The organism is Paenibacillus sp. Dod16 (genome assembly GCF_049893405.1).
Classification (GTDB): Bacteria; Bacillota; Bacilli; order Paenibacillales; family Paenibacillaceae; genus Paenibacillus_AQ.
On record NZ_JBNDYG010000005.1, the window covers coordinates 319,674 to 338,234 of the forward strand.

The 18,561-nt window shown below is 50.1% G+C and carries 17 protein-coding genes; 2 read left to right on the forward strand and 15 right to left on the reverse strand.

Features of this window, described 5'->3' with window-relative positions:
• Nucleotides 1–9: 9 nt before the first annotated feature.
• The 6 genes from ACPV3A_RS06315 to ACPV3A_RS06340 form a co-directional block, all read right to left on the reverse strand.
• Nucleotides 10–1,371, reverse strand: a complete 1,362-nt coding sequence (locus ACPV3A_RS06315; RefSeq protein WP_194541823.1) for a nucleotide sugar dehydrogenase — start codon at nucleotides 1,369–1,371, stop codon at nucleotides 10–12.
• Between the two features lie 183 nt (nucleotides 1,372–1,554).
• Nucleotides 1,555–2,361 (reverse strand): response regulator transcription factor, encoded by an 807-nt coding sequence (locus tag ACPV3A_RS06320; RefSeq protein ID WP_071223785.1) that lies wholly within the window; start codon nucleotides 2,359–2,361, stop codon nucleotides 1,555–1,557.
• Between the two features lie 61 nt (nucleotides 2,362–2,422).
• Complete coding sequence (locus tag ACPV3A_RS06325; RefSeq protein WP_235613270.1) at nucleotides 2,423–3,790, reverse strand: glycosyltransferase family 2 protein; 1,368 nt, start codon at nucleotides 3,788–3,790, stop codon at nucleotides 2,423–2,425.
• Nucleotides 3,791–3,833: 43 nt separating this feature from the next.
• Nucleotides 3,834–5,027, reverse strand: a complete 1,194-nt coding sequence (locus ACPV3A_RS06330) for a HEAT repeat domain-containing protein (RefSeq protein WP_194541820.1) — start codon at nucleotides 5,025–5,027, stop codon at nucleotides 3,834–3,836.
• Nucleotides 5,028–5,045: 18 nt separating this feature from the next.
• A complete protein-coding gene (locus tag ACPV3A_RS06335; protein WP_194541819.1) occupies nucleotides 5,046–7,304 on the reverse strand; it encodes a hypothetical protein in 2,259 nt (752 codons plus the stop codon).
• 770 nt (nucleotides 7,305–8,074) lie between these two features.
• Entirely contained in the window at nucleotides 8,075–8,596 is a 522-nt protein-coding gene (locus tag ACPV3A_RS06340; RefSeq protein ID WP_071223782.1) for an HPP family protein, read from the reverse strand.
• 149 nt (nucleotides 8,597–8,745) lie between these two features.
• Here ACPV3A_RS06340 and ACPV3A_RS06345 point away from each other — a divergent pair, with 149 nt between their 5' ends.
• Nucleotides 8,746–9,702, forward strand: a complete 957-nt coding sequence (locus tag ACPV3A_RS06345; RefSeq protein ID WP_194541818.1) for a GntR family transcriptional regulator — start codon at nucleotides 8,746–8,748, stop codon at nucleotides 9,700–9,702.
• Nucleotides 9,703–9,856: 154 nt separating this feature from the next.
• Here ACPV3A_RS06345 and ACPV3A_RS06350 read toward each other — a convergent pair whose 3' ends face one another.
• The 6 genes from ACPV3A_RS06350 to ACPV3A_RS06375 are packed head-to-tail and all read right to left on the reverse strand — an operon-like array spanning nucleotide 9,857 to nucleotide 14,096.
• Complete coding sequence (locus tag ACPV3A_RS06350; RefSeq protein ID WP_426198463.1) at nucleotides 9,857–10,879, reverse strand: ion channel; 1,023 nt, start codon at nucleotides 10,877–10,879, stop codon at nucleotides 9,857–9,859.
• A gap of 36 nt (nucleotides 10,880–10,915) precedes the next feature.
• Nucleotides 10,916–11,308: a DUF350 domain-containing protein gene (locus tag ACPV3A_RS06355; RefSeq protein ID WP_100536174.1), complete on the reverse strand. Its 393-nt coding sequence runs from the start codon at nucleotides 11,306–11,308 to the stop codon at nucleotides 10,916–10,918.
• The gene (locus tag ACPV3A_RS06360) at nucleotides 11,305–11,979 is read right to left on the reverse strand and encodes a hypothetical protein (RefSeq protein ID WP_220685944.1); all 675 of its coding nucleotides are present in this window, start codon (nucleotides 11,977–11,979) and stop codon (nucleotides 11,305–11,307) included. Before ACPV3A_RS06360 ends, ACPV3A_RS06355 begins: the two co-directional genes overlap by 4 nt.
• Entirely contained in the window at nucleotides 11,980–13,179 is a 1,200-nt protein-coding gene (locus ACPV3A_RS06365) for a glutathionylspermidine synthase family protein (RefSeq protein ID WP_426198464.1), read from the reverse strand.
• The gene (locus ACPV3A_RS06370) at nucleotides 13,176–13,856 is read right to left on the reverse strand and encodes a hypothetical protein (protein WP_426198465.1); all 681 of its coding nucleotides are present in this window, start codon (nucleotides 13,854–13,856) and stop codon (nucleotides 13,176–13,178) included. Before ACPV3A_RS06370 ends, ACPV3A_RS06365 begins: the two co-directional genes overlap by 4 nt.
• 24 nt (nucleotides 13,857–13,880) lie before the next feature.
• A complete protein-coding gene (locus ACPV3A_RS06375) occupies nucleotides 13,881–14,096 on the reverse strand; it encodes a hypothetical protein (RefSeq protein WP_113057067.1) in 216 nt (71 codons plus the stop codon).
• 329 nt (nucleotides 14,097–14,425) lie between these two features.
• On the opposite strand from ACPV3A_RS06375, the gene ACPV3A_RS06380 reads away from it, so the two are divergent.
• The gene (locus tag ACPV3A_RS06380; protein WP_426198466.1) at nucleotides 14,426–15,364 is read left to right on the forward strand and encodes an NAD(P)-dependent oxidoreductase; all 939 of its coding nucleotides are present in this window, start codon (nucleotides 14,426–14,428) and stop codon (nucleotides 15,362–15,364) included.
• Nucleotides 15,365–15,526: 162 nt separating this feature from the next.
• Here the strand turns inward: ACPV3A_RS06380 and ACPV3A_RS06385 are convergent, their stop codons facing one another.
• The 3 genes from ACPV3A_RS06385 to ACPV3A_RS06395 form a co-directional block, all read right to left on the reverse strand.
• Nucleotides 15,527–15,766, reverse strand: coding sequence for a glutaredoxin family protein (locus tag ACPV3A_RS06385; RefSeq protein ID WP_071223769.1), 240 nt, complete (start codon nucleotides 15,764–15,766; stop codon nucleotides 15,527–15,529).
• 23 nt (nucleotides 15,767–15,789) lie between these two features.
• On the reverse strand, nucleotides 15,790–16,662 hold the full coding sequence (locus tag ACPV3A_RS06390; RefSeq protein ID WP_426198467.1) for a hypothetical protein: 873 nt from the start codon (nucleotides 16,660–16,662) through the stop codon (nucleotides 15,790–15,792).
• A 192-nt stretch (nucleotides 16,663–16,854) separates the two neighbouring features.
• Entirely contained in the window at nucleotides 16,855–18,453 is a 1,599-nt protein-coding gene (locus tag ACPV3A_RS06395) for a cobyric acid synthase (RefSeq protein WP_233354807.1), read from the reverse strand.
• Between the last annotated feature and the right edge of the window lie 108 nt (nucleotides 18,454–18,561).

The following is an 18,561-nucleotide window of genomic DNA, read 5'->3' on the forward strand; positions in this document are numbered from 1 at the left end:
TCCATTTCATCAGATCAAGACAGCCTCACCCGGCTCAGCTACATGCTGAACGGAATGGCCGATCTTGTAGATATGAGGCTCGGCGAACGCTTTAAATGCATTTCGTGTATCTAAGATTGGCACGCCGGTCGAAGCGATCGAATGATAATCCAGATTGCTGTGGTTTGTAATGAGGACGATGCAGTCATAGCGGCTGAACTTCGCCAGATCATACTCCACGCTGCGAACCGTCCCGCCTTGCTTATCCACAAAGCTGTGGGCATACGGATCGTAATAATCCACATAGGCGCCATTTTCCTTGAACTGTTCATATACTTCAAGGCCCGGGGATTCACGCAAATCGCTGATGTCCGGTTTGTAAGCCATGCCTAACAGCAGGATATTGGAGCGTTTGATCGATTTGGCATATTCGTTCAGAATCGTAGCCGTCTTGTTGATCACATAGTAAGGCATATTATCGTTGGTGGACTGTGCCAGCTCAATAAATTTGCTGTAGAAGCGGAAGCCCTTGGCCTTCCAGGACAGATACATGGGATCCAGCGGGATGCAATGGCCGCCAATGCCCGGTCCCGGATAGAATGGCATGAATCCGAACGGCTTGGTTGCCGCTGCATTGATCACTTCCCATACATCAATGCCCATGCGGTCACACATCATGGCCATCTCGTTAACAAAGGCAATATTCACGCTGCGGAACGTATTTTCCAGCAGTTTGGACATTTCCGCCACTTTCGGGTTGCTGACGGGCACCACCGTCTCCACGTACTGCTTGTATAACGCTTCACCCAGCTTTAGGCAGGCATCCGTCGTTCCTCCGATGACCTTCGGGGTATTTCGGGTATTGAACCGGCTGTTGGATGGATCGACCCGTTCCGGCGAGAAGCACAGATAGAAGTTTTGGCCAACCTTATAACCGAGCTTCTCAATCGGTTGTTGAATCAGCTCCTCCGTGGTTCCCGGATAAGTCGTGCTCTCCAGTGTAATTAACAGGTTAGGCTTCATAAAGCGTTTGAGCTGATCGACTACCATTGTAATGTAGGATGTATCCGGGTCCTGATTCTCGCTGAGCGGCGTCGGCACGCAGATGCTGACGGCGTCGATCACAGCAATCATGCTGTAATCCGTTGTCGGCTTAAAGCGTCCGGTCTCCATGCATGCCGCAAGCTCTTCGGACGAGATGTCACTAATATAGGACTCGCCGCGGTAAATGCGGTCAATTTTGTCAGAATCCAGATCGATACCGATGACCGTGAATCCCTGTCTTACCATTTCCACAGCCAGCGGCAATCCTACATAGCCCAGTCCCACTACACCCAGAACCGCTTTCTTATTCTCAATGGCACTCAATAAAGTTTCATATTCCTCATTCACAAGTATTCAACCTCCATCGGATGTTTAGTCTATTCGTCTATTTCTTTTGCCTATTCGCCAAAAGACAGACCTCGTTTTGTTGAACTCTCTCCTTGCGATTAAAGAACCTCTCAGCTCAACTAATCACGTATCATTCATCAATCATCAATTCTCATCAAACTAGAAGCGTTAGTAACGATGTGTTTAATGAAGGCAGCGGCGGATGCGGGCATCCAGCTCCACTGGCGAGAACGGTTTGGTTACATAATCATCCACCCCGTTTTGGAAGCATTGGCTGATCGTTTGCTCCACTCGTTTCTCCGTTAGTACCACAATTTTCGGCGGCTCCTTCATATCCAGCTGCTGGATATGATGGATGAAAGGCAGGCCGTCGATGCCATGCAGGTTGAGCTCGGTCAGCACAAGATCCGGCTCCCATTTCGGGATGAGATCCAGCGCCTCCAAACCGTCTACGGCTTCAAGCGTTTCATAACCTTGCATGGCCAAGCGGATCTGTAAAAACTCCCTCACCGTGGCATCTTGATCCACGATGAGAATGCGGTTTTGACCGCTGTCTGCTTCCTCCTGCGTAAATATATGAATATCCGAAGAGGTGCTGAGCTTGGTCGCTTCCGCCATCTGCTTCAACGTCAGCGCTGATGGCACTTCCGTAAGCGCGGCAAGCGTAATACGCGGATCTGCTTGCTCCAAACGGCCTTGCAGATGCTGCTTCAGGAGCAATGCCTGATAATGGGCGGCATCAAGCGAATATCCAGGCAAGGTAACGGCCATTACACCGGTTTGGGTGTCTTGCAGTACCTCACCGTTCACGCCGGACAGCTGATCCACAAAGCTTTGAACCTCTGCCAGCCCAGCCTCCGTCTCGGACAGATTGCCTGCACAGTACAGAAACAGCAATGCTGTTCCATGGCTATGGTTTCTCACTTCCTCCTCCAGGCGGCCGTAAAAATCTACGGCCTGCACGCGTTGCAATGTTGCGGATTGAGACATAACTGTAGGTCCCACCTCTCTTTATATTTTGATGCTGTTACATATGAACCGGGCCTTGAAGTCAGGCAGCCTCGTTCTTATCTTTCCAGCTCTGCCGGGTCATGGTCCCCCATGAATTGTTGTTTTGCAGATATTGAATATGCCCCTGTACTCTCCACAGCACACCTAACTGGTGGTATCCCACAAATTTGAGTGCCGAGAAGAGGAGCATCTTCACCAGATCGGACAATTTGGTATACCGGCGGAAGGCCATCTCCTCCAGGATGAGAGCTCCCACGCTGAGCAGGTACCCACTTAAAAAATTGACGAGTCCAAACACGACCAGTACATGCCAATTTGTCATATCCAGCAATACATATCCAAGCAGAGCCAGAAGGCCCGTAATTCTGAAGTAAGGGTTTAACGCTTCAAAAATAACGTTGTAGGGCATCGTCAACATGCCCATGACTTTATATTTCGGATTGAACACCATATCGCGGTTCTCAATCATGTTCTTTAAGTTTCCCCGTCCCCAGCGCTTGCGCTGGTTGGACAGAATGTTGTAGCTGTCCGGCGCCTGCGTCCAGCACACCGCTTCCGGGCAAAAGGAAACGCGGTACTTGATTTTATTTTCCAGCATATAGCGGTGCAGCTTGATAATGATATTCATATCTTCGCCGGGGTAGCCACCCCGATAGCCGCCCACCGCGATGACATAATCTTTCCGGAACAAGCCGAAGGCTCCCGAGACGATGATGAGCCCGTTGAAATGACTCCACCCGATTCGTCCTCCCAGGAAAGCTTTCAAATATTCGATCGATTGGAACATCGGCCATATCCGGCGCGGCAAGGATACGTCCTTAACCTCTCCGTTCTCAATCACGCAGCCATTGGCGATCCGAACATCTCCGCCGATAGCCACCGTTTCCTCCGGATTCTCCATGTACATGCGGGCCATTCGGATCAGTGCATCCTTCTCCAGCAACGAATCCGCATCGATGGAAGAAATCAGCGGATAACGGGACAGGTTAATGCCCGCGTTCAATGAATCCGCCTTACCGCCATTCTCTTTGTCAATGAGATATAGCTGAGGGTACTGCGGATTATAATAAATGCCGCGAACCTTGTTCGTGCTGATGTTGCCGCGGATCTCCGGATTAGGAAGCAGCGTCAAACCATACTCCTCAATCAGCACCTTCAGCGTTTCGTCGGAAGATCCGTCATTGATGACAATGACCTCATAGGTTGGATAGTTCAGCGTCATCAGACAGCGGACATTCTCCGCGATAGTGAGCTCTTCGTTATAGGCCGGAACCAGCAAAGATACCGATGGAACCAGTTCCGAACCCGAGAGCGTATTGTACTTGGAATACGTGGCGCGTCTGAAAATATCTTTAATATTTCTGAAAGAAAACATCAGAATTACAAAATAAAGCGCGCTAACGATCATGACGTAATAAATCGCCACCATCCCGTAAGTGAGCAGGATATCTCTAAGCAGTGTAATCTCCTCCTACTCCTGCAACCGTGCTGATCCGTTTGTTCGTTTGAACACCGAAATAACGATCGTACACCAGTTTTCTTTTGTTAAATGCCACCATTTGTTCGACTTGCTCGTATTCGCCTTCGTTGGACATGATCCGTTCGATCCGGTACAAGGCCGTCTCCCTGGCTGGACCTTCTCCTGTCAGGGCAGCTTGGCACAAGGTCTCGAATCCTTGTTCTCCCAACATCGCAAGACTCTCCGCGCTGTTGTTGCGCACATGCCAATTCTCGTCCTTCAAGGCGGAAGCCAGAATCGGAATGCTGCCTGCGGCGTGCAGTCGTCCCAGCGCTTTGGCCGCTGCGGCACGTACTTCCCACTCATGATCATTCATAAGCTCCGCAATGGTATCATCCTTCAGTGCCGGATAAGAGCCAAGATACAGCTTGACCGCCTCCGCACGCACGTCCTTCTCCTCGGAACCGACCAGTCGATCGAGTGCCGGCACGACAGCCGGAATGGCCTGCCCCCACATGGCTACAAGCGATACCTTGACCAGTCCAGGATCGGGATCATCCAAGAGCTTGCGCATGAGGCTGGCCGAATCGAGCCGGGTTTCAAGCAATATATCGGCAGCCATATGATGAATGGCTTTATCGTAGGACAGCAGTTTGGACAACATCTCTCGAATCTGCTGTGACTGAACTGCGCTTTTGGCAATCGCCCGCGCAATGATGATGGTCATCGGGCCGTATTTGGTGCGGTTCATCAGCTGCTGAAGCTGCGGCACAGCCTCTTCCGCACGCATCCCTCCAAGGCGGTAGACCGCCTCAATACGACGGTCTTTCCGCAGGCTGGATAATGCCCGAACCTCCTCTTCCACAAATCCGGCTTCCCGGCATAAGCGCAGCAGCTTGTCTCTGGCGTCCCCTTTGAATTGCTCGATCCACTCTATAAACTTGGCTTGAATGACCCGGCGCTCAGCCGAAGTCAATTTGCCTGGCGGGAGTTCCAGCTTCGTATCGTCATGCAGATGACTCTGGACATACACAAAATAGTCATGATGTTTTTCTGTTAAACGTTCCGTTTCTCTTTGTACAGCATTGTGCTTGATCTTCATTTGGAACAACAGGATAATGCCGGCTGCAATAAGGCCGAGACATACATAGACAAAGACGTATGCCATTTCTAAATTTGAAAACATATCCGATGGCTCCTCCTTTTATTTAGCATCTGGTTTCCGCTCCGTTTCAGACAGACGGGTGAATATGTCCTGCATATCATAATAGCTTTGTTTTAATCGTTCACTGTACTTGGTTGCTTCCCATAGCTCCCAAGTATAAGGTTCAATCTCCTCCAGGTTGATGGACTCTGCCGATCCTGACGCTGACTGCCCGTTATTCTCAGATCGCTGCGCGATCCACGGAGCCAGCCGGATCCCTTCCGCTGTTATCGTGCTGAATGTACGCTTGTCTTGAAGCGGACTGTAATCCAGCACCTGCAGCGAACTCGGATCCCCGAACCCGAGCAGCATCCATGGAATTCTCATCTCCACGAACCTGTCTTGATACTGCCAGGCCGTTAGAGAATTAAAATCCGGAGATTGCGGATCACTGGTCCCCCGTTTCAGCATCCCTACTCTTTCATCCACAAACGGATGGGAAAAGCGGGTATCCGGCGGATTCATCAGCAGGCTGATGGCCAGCTTCCAGGCATGAAACGAACCTCCGGACACCACAGGATCGTCCTTGGTCCCCTTCGCTTCCTCTCCTGGCAGCATCCAATACCCCTCTTTGCCGTACAACCGGCTGTGGAAATCGTAGGATGGCGCAATGGTGACCTGGGACTCATCCTCTTGACCTAACTGAATCAAAGTTTCCAAAGCTCCACCTGTAAGCGTTCGTCCCGCCAATTCTTTCTTAGGGATGTCGCCGCCAGGAATCGTATCTGCTCCGATGAAAAGCTTGGAACGTTCGGGATCAAACGCTTCCTCCAGTTCCATGCCGATATACAGGTAGGCTTCATCATGAGTCAGCTTCATGTTCTTGACGCCCGGTGCCGTTCCGGACCAGGTCTTGACTTCCCCTTCGGGAACTTTATCCCAATCGCTGAGATCCCCGTCGATCGTGATCTGCTCTACCTTGCCCGGCTGCATCGCAAGAACGCCGAACATCTTCTCATTCGTCAGTACATTCAACCAGAATGCCCGGCGGTCTGCCGGTATTTCAAAAGGCATTGTATTCCATGTTTTCTTGAACCATTCGTCCTGCCACATGAACAGGATCGCCCCGGAATAACCTTCGTCGTAAATATCCTGGGTCAGCGAGACGTTGACTAAGCCTTGCTCAGCTTCATCATGCCCCCCTTGATCCTTACCGCCGGGACCATGGTGCGAAATACCGATGGATGAAGGTACGCCGTACTCGGTGACCATAATCGGCATATCTTCGAAAGCTGCCTTCAATTTTCGCAGGTAGGCTTTGTACGTGTTGTAACCCCCATTACCATCAGGAATGGTCTGCAGCGTTTTGTCCGTCCGGAAAAAATCCGGGTAGTACGGGTATACATGGTATGCGGCAAAATAACCTGCATCCCAGTTCACCGGTTCTACATGCCTTGCATCGACAGATACCAAGTCCTCTTCAAACAGCGGTTCCCCCGGATGCTCAAGCACGTCCGTTGTGACCCAATTGGTAAATGTCATCGGATGCTGCCATCCGTACTTCTGCTCCTCGGCAGCCGTATGGTCCAATAAAGATGCCAGCCAATTCTCAAAAGGACTTGCGTCCTTCGTCCCCGAGAAATAGGACCCCTCATACCGAGGGACATCCTTATGTACCGTGTTGGTGTTATCGACCATGGTTGGGTCCCATTCAGTTCCCACGTGCCAGGCCATAAGGTACTTGCCTGCATTGACCTTATACTTGCCACTCGACTGTCCATGCTTAGCCTCAACATTGATATCGCCGTAGACAGCAGCAACAGCCTTCGATATCTCCGCTTTGAACGTCTGGACGATTTCTTCGTCATACGCATCCTTGCGCTCGATCAGCTGCTCCTCCGGTGACCAAATGCCCTGCATGAAGTACAAGGGGTCATCGCCTTTATCCCGGTTATATTTCACAAGTGCAGAATAGAAGACCGGATTATGCACGGTGTAGACCCTGATTACGTTCGCTCCCATATCATCAATCTGTTTAAACCAGCGAAGGTAATCCTCCTCCGTTGCCGGAAGCTCACCGGGATAATGTCCGGGTACGGTTGCCCCCAGATTCACGCCTTTGGCAAAAACCTCTTTCCAAACTTCCTCATCCTCATATACGAGAAAGGAGGTTCCCTCTGTTTTGAATTTCATTTTCACGCCGTCCGCATCCGCATACGTCTTTAATGACGGCCGTAGATATCCTAGAATTACAGCGGCACCGCAGAGAAGCACTATAGTGAAAAGTGCTGCGATCACCCACCATTTTCGCCTGCTCATCGTCTTCGTTGCTCACCTGCCCTTTCTATGACATGTTTGTTGCTGCACCGACACATGACGACTGAGCCATACTCGTCATTCTATAGCCGATGCGTTCCCGATACCATATTCCTTCTTTACCAACTTTTCCGATATCGATAGTAGTCAAAAAGAAGTAAAACAAACCTCTTCCACATTTTTCCCCCGATAAAACTTACCGCTGCCTCTTCACCCCTGTCATTTGACAACTTAACAGCCTGATGTTAGTTGTGTGCAGTGAACAGCATCGCTGTCCGAATAAAGCTGGAACTGCACGACTTCATTCCATTTGAGGAAAGCAGCGATATGACGAAGATTTTCAGAAAATTTTCGTGAATCATAAGGTTAAACGCAAAAAAATTGCTAAAGTTCCGGTCATTTTTACATCATTATCCATAGTTATTACAAATTTGATACCAAAGTCGTATAAAAAAACGGCTGAGAACCGCATTCTGTAAAGGTTTGGCAATATTTACCTTTTATACAAAATGAGAATAGAGTCCTGTACCGGGATTGTGTAATATTCTATAGAATTGACACTCGGGATCAAGTGGTAAGTATCGCCTATTTTTTATGATTTCGGTTTGGATCTCCCCGCATCGTGGTATATAAATTAGTTTGGGAAATTTAAAATCTGCGGCAGAATAACATAAATCAGACCCGGTCCATTGTAGATCCGAGTCTGTTATTGGCGATATAAGATTGAAGAAGTTACCATGATTACCGTTTATTCATCAAAGAAAAAACTGCCTTCACCACCAAAAAGTCGGATATCTTCGCTCCTTCACCGCATTATTGACTAGCAGAGCCACAACCACGATCATGACGGACCCGGCAAGCACAGGGGTAAACAAGAATGACCATCCGCTGCCAGCCATAATCACAACCAAAGGGTCTGCACCAGCCGGTGGATGGGTCGTTTTGGTTATCCCCATCAAGCTGATTGCCGCTCCCACGCCGATGGCCATAGCCCAGATTCCGTCACCCAGAACCTCAAGCGTTACGAGTCCCGTGAATGTGGAAATCAGATGACCTCCCACGAGGTTCCTGGGCTGTGATAGCGGCGCATCCCACACCGCAAACGCAAGCACGCAGCTCGCCCCAAAGGGTGCCATGATCCAAACACTCCCTGCAAGTGTCGTCAGAAGAGCCAACAATCCGATGGAAACAGCGCCGCCGATAAAGCCAATGGCGATATTCATGGGACGAACGGTCAACGGACTTCTAGCCCCTCCCTTCATTTTCTGTACATATGCTGCTGCCTGGTCCTTCATTGATTATCCCCCTATATTCATAATTAACTAGTTATTTGGTTATATATAAAATAATGAATCACAACCTTACATGTCAATACCTTTCTTGATAATTTGCAGATGTTTGTGTACAGTTAAATTACTAGTTGACTAGGAAAGGATGTTTCGTTATGCCGCATAAACTGATGCTTCGTGTCGACCCGCACGCCACCCTTAATGTCAGTACTCAGGTTAAAGAGCAGTTAAAGTGGCTGATTGGTATTGGACAGATCGAACCATTCGATATGCTCCCTCCGGCCGGTGCGCTGGCGGATCTGCTGGGACTGAATCGCAACACCGTAAATCTGGTCTACAACCAGTTGAAGGATGAGGGGATCGTCTCGATGCATAAAGGCAAAGGAACGCAGGTATTGAACAACGCACAGGTAGAGGAGCTTAGAACTCGCAGAAAGATCATGCACGCGCTGGTAGAGCGAACGACGGAGGAGCTAAGCTCCGTTAACATCCCGGCGAGCGAGTTCTTTGCCGCATCCCTCGCCTTTACCCTGCTGCAGGAGCCTGTCCTGAACACGAAACAGCGTATTTTGTTCATCGAATGCAAGGAACATGATTTTCCCTTTTATCAGAAAGCGATTGAGCAAATAACGGGTGCCGAAGTGAAAACGGTATTTCTCGAGGACCTGTTGACGGGGACACAAGCCATATTCGACGCACTGGAGTACTCAAACCTCATCGTCACGACTTTAAACCACGATACCGAAGTGAAGGCTTTGTGCAGCAAATATGACAAAAAAGTAACGGTCATTGGCGCCAGCGTGGAAACATCGGTCCTGCTCGATATTGCCCGGCTTACACCTGGAAGTGGTATCAGCTTTGTTTGCTTGGGTAAGGCAGGTGCACAGTGGATGGCCAGCCGTATGAAAGAAGCTGGTATTGAGGGGGTCCATGCCAGCTTGGCTGGGCTGGATAATCGGGAGGACCTACTGCAGCGGATCGAGGAATCCGATCTGATCTATGCATCTGACGCCGCATATGAAGAGGTTCGAGCCTTATCCCCCGGCAAAGTGAAGCTGTTTCCCATGACGCTGGAGAAGAGCAGCGAGAGCGTTCTGAGAGAGTTGGTCTGAATCTTAACGCACGAAAACGCCCGCTGTTATAAACAGGGGGCGTTGTTGGGCTGGATATTTCTATCTGTGCCGAATGTTCAAACTTCTGGATTCCGGTATCACTAAATCCGAAGGTCCCGTGTCATTCCACGGGCATCGGATTGAAGGCCCAACTTCAGGTAAGCTTGCCGGCAATCCGCTTATAGGTCGCCTCGTCCGAGACCACATACAATCTGGCATCCCGCGGAATCGACACATCGAGCTTGCGATTAATGCTGAGGTCGTTGCGGTCGGAGATAAGCGTCGCTCCTTGCCGCAGCAGATCCAAAAAGGCATCGCCGTAGGTGTTCCATGCAGGGTCCAATGCCACTTCGTAAATATCATCGCCATGCTGGCGGCTAAGCAGCTGCATCAGCACATCCGAGTTTCCTTCCTGCAGCGCTGCGCGTACGGCCAATCGGGACACGGCATCATGTGAGAGCACAAACTCATTCACATGATTGTAGCGGAAATTCTGAACATGCTTCTCCTGCACAATCTCAACCGTGGTATGTACATTTGGCGCAATTCGTTCAATGCTGGATACGATCAACAGCGACTTGCCGTCCACGAGAGCCGATTCATCAATTCGGGCGTCTGCAAAAACAATGGCCGATTTGGCCTCCATGATATTGGCTCTCATCAGCACGTCATCCGCTGCTGGATCGCCGCTTACAAAATGCACCTGTTCGAGATGCTCCACCGGATGACGGTTGAGCTCATCAATGAGAACAATATCTGATTCCGGTGCAAACAACAGGATCTCTTCAATAGCGGATTGTGCCTTTTTGCTCCAATTGATAATGATGACATGACCACTACCCTTAAAATTCAACCTGCCTGCTCCTCTCTGCCGCTGCATGCTTCCAAACGATTCAATCACCTTGCCGATCACCAAACTGAGCAGCCCGATACCAAAGATATAGATAAATATCGTTAATATCTTGCCTGGCACGGTAACTGCATAATAATCGCCGTACCCTACTGTTGCCATCGTGGTAAGTACCCAATAAAAGGCGTTAAACCAATGGTGAAACGTTTCCGGCTCCAGCAGAAATGCCCGGGTCGAGCACAGCACCACAAACAGTACTACAATCACGCTGATCGTTGTTTTACGCAGACGCATCATTTTCAAAGATAATCTTAGAAAAAAGTGCACGCTCCTGCTCCTCTCCCGAAAATGGTGCTATTTGACCTAAATAATCAGGCTGCTGATAGCAAAGGCCGTACCGATAAACACCATCGCAAGCAGAATGCCGATCGCAACGTTCCCCTTTTGCAGATGCTCGCTAATTCGAATGCCCGGTGTAGCCAGCTCGAATACCCAATAGGCGACAATCAAGCATACATACCCGACGGCAAACCACAGCATCATGTGCCAGATCGATGAATTCGTATATGCGGATATGCCCAGAATAATGGCCGTTGCCATAAACTTGCCGCCAAAAGCAAGGCCAACCGCAACATTGCCCTTCTTCAGCTCCTCCATGTCGTTAAACCGGGTCATCCAGCTGAAAATCAACATACCCAGCAATTGAAGCACGATAATGCAGATTACACTTACAACAATATTAATGACGACCGTCAATCCGCCCACCCCCGAAATTTTGCATAGGCCAAGTCGTAATCGGCGAAATCATGCACTTCCTCCAATACAACATCAACCCTGTCCTTCTTCTCCATTGCGGCATAACGCTTCTCATCGATCGGCTGCTTGATCCGATTGCCCGTCGGCAGCTCGATGACAGCAAAATGCCTGGTGTCCTTTTTATACGTTGTTTTATAAACCCCAACCAGCTTTACATCGGTTTTGACCGTGACTTTCAGGTTGGTTAAATCCGATTCCGCCGTTTTTTTGTCCTTAAACGACTTAATCGTCTGCCAAGACGATAATCGGATATCATTGCGCTGATTCGCATCCGTGGTAAGCTCCGCATCCATGAATTGAAGCGTCCAAATTTTATCCCCGGTAGCATAATTGTTATCGTTTGGCAGCAGCTCGTTGTCCGGCAGGACGGTCATATCGCCGCCAATCAAATCGCCAACGGTCCCTTCAATGATCCGGTAGTCCCAAGGCACGCGAGCAGAGGTTGAGGATACTTCCTCCGATCCGGTGTGGAATACCGTCGACCCATTGCCGGAGCATGCACTCAGCGCCAGGACCATGAGGGATAGGATCATTACCGCCAGGACAACCTGAGGTTTCCTCTTTCCCTTAGGAGCACCGCTATGCTGCCTTCTTTTTTGTTTCAACTGCATTTATTTCACTCCCATTGCGATAAAATGGCTGGAATTACCCGTAATCAAACCGCCCGCCCGTCCCAGCAAACCGCAAGGGATTCCGTTAAGGACGAACAATCCTGTCAGTAAATGAAATTCGCCTTCCGCCGTCTCGACGCGGGCCAGGTCTGCCCTCCGCTGATAGACCGTCGGAAACATGACACTTGTATCATAGCCGTCCTGATCCTCTACCTCGAGTTGTCCGGCCTGGTCGTACAGCTTAACTGAACCACCCTCGCGGCCGAACATCGACTTTGATACAAAATTGCCGGAGAATACCGGTTTGTTGTATGTCGGCAGCATATAATTGACGATGGCTTCACGTTCTTTCTCATCGAACAAAAGGCCCAGCTCGTACATCCCCCACATGGCGGCAAGCAGTCCTTTGGATTGCAGCAGAATGCTGTGCGGTGGGTTGAACAGCTGCCGTCGTCCTGTCTCGATGGCATAGGCAAGCGCATCTCCGCCATCATCGACGGACATCCATTCCTTCGGATATAGGGCAAACATCCGGTGAATCTCCCGGCCATCCCCGTCCTTCAGCATGCCTTCGTCCACCCACAGATCAAGACAATCCACCAACCGGATATCCAGCCCGCTGTGCCGGACCAATGCTTCGATCGTCCCGGAGTCCTCTTTATGCTCGCCGTAAGCAATGCAGGCGGCCGTATCCGGACGCTCAACTCCCCACGCTTGTGCGACCAGCTCTTGCATCCGTTCGTTGGGAGAGAAGATACCGGCCTGAGCGCACATCCACGGCGTTGCAATGGAAGCCTCAACATAGCCTGTCGGCGTGTCCGCATTCAGCTCCAGCAGCTTGATGCTGCCGTCATGGGCAATAGCAAAATCAAACCTGGCATACCGGCTGATCAATCCCTCTTCCGGCAGGGGACATTCGTCCAGCATCTGCCACAGGACGGGCGGAATGCCGATTAAACTGTATATATGATGATTGCGATGGATATAACGGACGGTTTTGTCCAGCATAGCCCATAATACCGCAGCCGCTTCTTCCAGCTCACGATAGGTCTCTTGGCGTATGGTGACAAGCTGGTCTATCCAGTAGGCCTCCCCTTCCAAATCCGCCCAGGTAAAGCCGAGCTCCACGAGCTCCGCTACGCGTCCCTCCCGATTGGGGTCAGGCAGTCCCGATACGGTGAATACGCTGTCGTGACTCATCCTCCAAAACCGCCGGATCTGGAGCTGGATTTCGAACCCGACGAGCTGAACCCGCTGGATTTGCCGCCAATGCCCCCGGACTTCGACGACGTGGAACGACGCGTAATCGTCCCCGAAGATGACGTTGAGGTCTTAGGACGGACGTTGGAGTTCACCACCGGTTTGTTCTGGAACGTACCGCTTGAATAGGTGCGGGGTTTATATGGCTTGCCGTTATTCGCATAATAACCGCGATGATTGTTGTACCATCCGCTGGATGAATAATACGAACCATTGTTGAACAGCATGTGATAAAGCAGCAAATCATCCCAGCCGAAGCCGGAATTGTACCCGCCATAGTTGTTGACGATCGTTGTTCCGCCGCCCGAACCTGATCCTGCAGCGGCTCCTTCTACCGGTTCTTCCTGGAATTCCTTCTCGCTAGGAAACGGAATGTTCCAATCAACATTCTTGTCAAAATACTTCTTTACTTCTTCTGTTGACCAGGACACCAGCTGCGGCTCTTCGGATGAGGTAACCGCTTCCGAAGCGAGGTCTTTCGCTGCTGCGCCCGATACCAGAACTGCGTTCGCCAGCAAGGCGATGCCCAGCGAGCTCGACAAGACCCGAATCGGTTTGCCTTCCGGCGTCAGCCATTTGGATGCAGGCTGATCTTTTTTGTCTTTTTCATTACTCAAGATGGTTTCTCCTTTCGGACAGGATTAATCGTTCCGCATCGGAACGAGCAGAAGCTCAAGTTTACCCGTGTCTACACTTAATCTGCCTTCAATCGTTTCATATTCCCGGCCGCCAACAACGATATAATTCACATGCTCCAGTGCAGCTACCATGTTCATCGTCCATGACCGCTCTTCAATCTGAACCAGCTCACCGTCCGGCCTCTTTTCAAACAAAATGACGTTCATCCCATTATCCACTGTGTGTCTACCCCTTCCATCTAAGCAGTGAGTATTGATACGTGTTATATTCCGAATCGTTTCAAAAAATCTACGATGGGATATCGACGCTTGCCCAGCGATCTTTTCCAAAAGACGCAACCCATATAATAACACTGCTTCTGATTATTTACACCTGCGAATTACCATTAAAAAATTGATGAAAACGAACATTCTGGCCGCACAGTACCTGATTTTTTACGTTTTATTAGGTGTAGCATCAAATTTCATGATGATGATCTGTCTTGACATTGTCACTAGTGTCATACTTTAGAATCGGTATCATTCCAGTCCAGAAAGGGGTTTTACCGATGAATGCAAATCTTGATAGATCATCAAACGTTAACCATCTTCACGATGCGAAGGCAAACAGCTCCACCCTTCCTTCAGTAACCGTGATCGGATTAGGCTCCATGGGCTCCAAGCTGGCAGGCACCTTCTTGCACAGCGGATATGCCACCACAGTCTGGAACCGCACACCTGAAAAAGCCGCTGAGCTTGTAGGCTTAGGTGCCTCCGGCGCTACGGAAATCGCAGATGCCATCGCCGCCAGCCCCCTCTTGATTATATGCGTACTTGATTATGATGCCGCCCGCCATATTCTGGAACCCATGAAGGAGAAGCTTTCCGGCAAGGTTGTCGTAAATCTGACAACCGGTACTCCCGAAGAGGCCCGCACGATGGGGACATGGATGAGAAACCATGGCGCCGAGTATCTGGATGGCGGCATCATGGCCGTCCCTTCCTTGATCGCCACGCCCCATGCCGTTATCCTCTACAGCGGTTCGAAGACAGCTTACGATAATTATAAACAGGTATTGGACAGCTTAGGTACAAGTCACTATTTAGGTTCCGATCCTGCGCTTGCCCCACTGAATGACCTGGCACTGCTAAGCGGAATGTACGGTATGTTCGGGGGCTTTATCCATGCGGTGGCGCTTGTGGGCACCGAAGGCGTGAAGGCATTGGACTTCACGACGACGCTGCTGATGCCTTTTCTGCAAGCCATGATGTCCACCATGCCGGAGATGGCGAAGCAGATCGATTCCGGTGATTACTCCGCCAAGGATGCGAGCCTGGCGATGCAGGCCGCCCACGACACCATCGGGGAGGTTAGCAGGGTACAAGGCGTCAGCCCCGAGACATTCACACCGATCTTCGAGCTGATGAAACGCCGGGTGGAGGATGGACATGGAGGGGACGACTTCGCCAGCGTGATTGAACTGATCCGCAAGCGCCCATCGTCTTGATAGGCATAAATGAGCGATTAGCGGCATGGGGCTAGCATGCAACGAAGCATTACGCTTACCGACTAGTCTAAGGCGATACTTTTTGGCTCCTCACCAGCAAAAGAAGCATGGATCCTCCCGCGGGAACGATCCATGCTTCTTTTCCATTTCCATGCGCCCTTATTATTTAATCAATTCCCTGATCTCCTGAAAGTTATCGGCAAATCCGATAAATACCTTGTCACCAATAACGATCGTAGGTACAATCTGCTTTCCTGTCAGACGTCGTACTTCTTCCGGATATTCCGGGTTCTGTGTGCAATCATACTCCGTATACGGTACCTCCTGCTCCTTGAAGTAACGCTTGGCATGATGACAGTCGCTGCAAGTGGGTATGGTATAGATTTTTAATGATTCTGTCATATCGATCACTCCTCAAGCGAAAATTATTTAATCTCAACAACAAAAGGCACGGTCATCACTTCACCCTGATGCTGAAATTGTCCCCAGATTTTGTAGATACCGCTGTGTGGGAAGGTAGTGGCGAATTCCGCATGGGGTCCTGTGCTCCGTTCGTCCAGGGGATGTACATGAATGTACTGCTCAGCGTCTTCGGACAGAATGACCACGTGCCCCACTGCGCCCAGGTATGGCTCCAGGTTGTTGATTCCTTGCTTTGTCTTGGCATCCTGAATATGATAGGCGAGCACAACCTCTTCATTCGATAACGTATTGCTTAGGCTCAGTTCAATTTCCTTGCCGTTTACTTGTTTGATTAGGCTGGAATCCGGTTGAATCGCCGAAGATTCCCCTGCTTCTCCCTCAATCTGAACCCATTCGCTTAGCGTGGCCCCTCCAGCACCCTTAGGCACAAAATCAGCGAACAATTTATAGTCGCCGCCAGCCGGGAATGTCGTGTTCACGGTAAATACGCCATTCTCCTTGTAATCCGGATGAATATGCTCGAAGAAAGACAAATCGCGATTCACGATGATCAGATGCAGGAGCTTCTCATGATTGACATCAAAATCCTGGACAGGTCCACCGTCTTGATCCGTAATTCGAATCGTCAGCTCGGATTCGGCGCCTGCTCTTACCGGTTCATTCCATGTAAACGCGGCGTTGTAATGATCTGAGGCCGTTTCATGCCCGCCAGCGTGTTCGCCATGCCCGTTCGTTTCCTGACTTTCATTTTCCTTTTTATGGTTCCCGCCATGACCGCCCGCATCGGGGGCCAGCTTCGCGTTATCGCATGCTGTCAACAATCCAAAAGCAAGTATGCCCGTTAAGGTTAGTATGGTGCCCTTCCTATTCAACATGGGCTATCACTCCAATCATCGAATATACTGCAAGACGAATGATCATGCGTCTATATATTTAGTATACCCCCCTATCCTATAATTAATCAACTTTTTTCTGTTCGCTCCATACAAATAACACCATGCTGCCTGCATGGTGTTATCTTCCTCTTCATCATTATTACCTGAATGTTCGGATGCATTCCTTATCATTCAATGCGTATAACCGATGATTTCATATATTTTTTTCATATCCACATGATTACGAACGACTTCCGCTACACGGTCAAATTCCGCGAATTTGCGCTCTTCTGCTTTGAATGTTTCCATAATTGGAGTTAGCCCTTTCTTCATCCGAATGCCATTCAACCAGGATCTGCGAAAGACATCGTTGTCAAACAAGCCATGCAGATAACATCCCCATATGCGTCCATCCGAAGTAGCTGTCCCTTCAATATGCGGTTGAATATCTTCTTTCGTCTTTAAAGCATCTGTGCCATCCGCTTCAATCGAAAAAAGCGGGCGGTATTCTGAGCCGCCAGACAAGGCGCTCCATTCGCTCACGCCCATATGGATTTCATAGGCCGTAATCGACGAATCCGCCTCTGTATCCGAGACAACGAACCTCAGCGAATGTTCCTGTAACAACTTCCCTTTCACCCGAACGGTCCTTTTATGCTTTGAAAAGGAAGTCTGAATCGGCAGCAGGCCGAGCCCCTTCGCTTCCCGAACGCTCCCTTCGACCGCATGCGGATCCGACAGCTGCTCGCCCAGCATTTGATATCCTCCGCAGATGCCAACCAGCTGTACATCCCGCTGCCGCGTCTGGCTCAAAATCGCATCGGCCAGTCCCCGATCCTGGAGGAACCCGAGGTCACTGATCGTATCCTTGGTACCAGGCAAAATAATGACGTCCGGCATTCCAAGTTCATCCGCCGATTGGACGAAGCGAACGACAACATCCGGTTCCATGCGCAGCGCATCAACATCCGTAAAGTTCGAAATACGCGGATACCGGATCACGACAATATCGAGGTCTCGTTGTTCCAGTCTTTGATTCTGAAGCTCATCCAGCACAACCGAATCCTCGGCCTCGATCCGCATGTCCTGTATATAAGGGAGTACGCCCAGCACGGGAATACCTGTCCGCTCTTCAAGCCAGTCCAGTCCCGGCTGAAGCAGCGCCAGATCCCCGCGGAATTTGTTAATGATAAATCCTTTGACCCTGGCCACCTCATGGGCCTCAAGCAGTTCAAGCGTACCTACTATGGAAGCGAACACACCTCCGCGATCGATATCGGCAACCAGAATAACCGGTGAATCCGCCCATCCTGCCAAATTCATGTTAACAATGTCCCGGTCCTTAAGATTGATCTCCGCCGGACTTCCCGCCCCCTCCATAACAACGATGTCGTAGCTCTCCCGCAGTCGATCCAGTGCATCCAGCACAATCTCTTTAGCCTTCGGCAGGAACAGAGTCCGGTAATCCATTGCACTCATCTGCATTTGAGGTACGCCGTGGATCACGATTTGCGAATGCATGTCCTTTATCGGCTTGATCAGGATCGGATTCATGTCCGTAGTTGCGGCAATGCCGCAGGCTTCAGCCTGTACGCCCTGTGCTCGGCCGATCTCTTTGCCATCCAGGGTCACATAGGAATTAAGAGCCATATTTTGCGATTTGTATGGAGCCGTGCGATAACCATCCTGTAGAAATATGCGGCATAGCGCTGTTGTGACGATGCTTTTACCTACATCCGAAGCGGTGCCCTGCAGCATGAGTACCGCTCCTTGCCTCTTCCTGATATTCATGGGTGTATCCCTTATGTATTCTGTTTCATTCATCTTCCTCACCCTTTTCCCTGACCTATACCGCTTGCTTATATCATTATAGCAAACCGTCCCAAAGGAGTCCTTCCG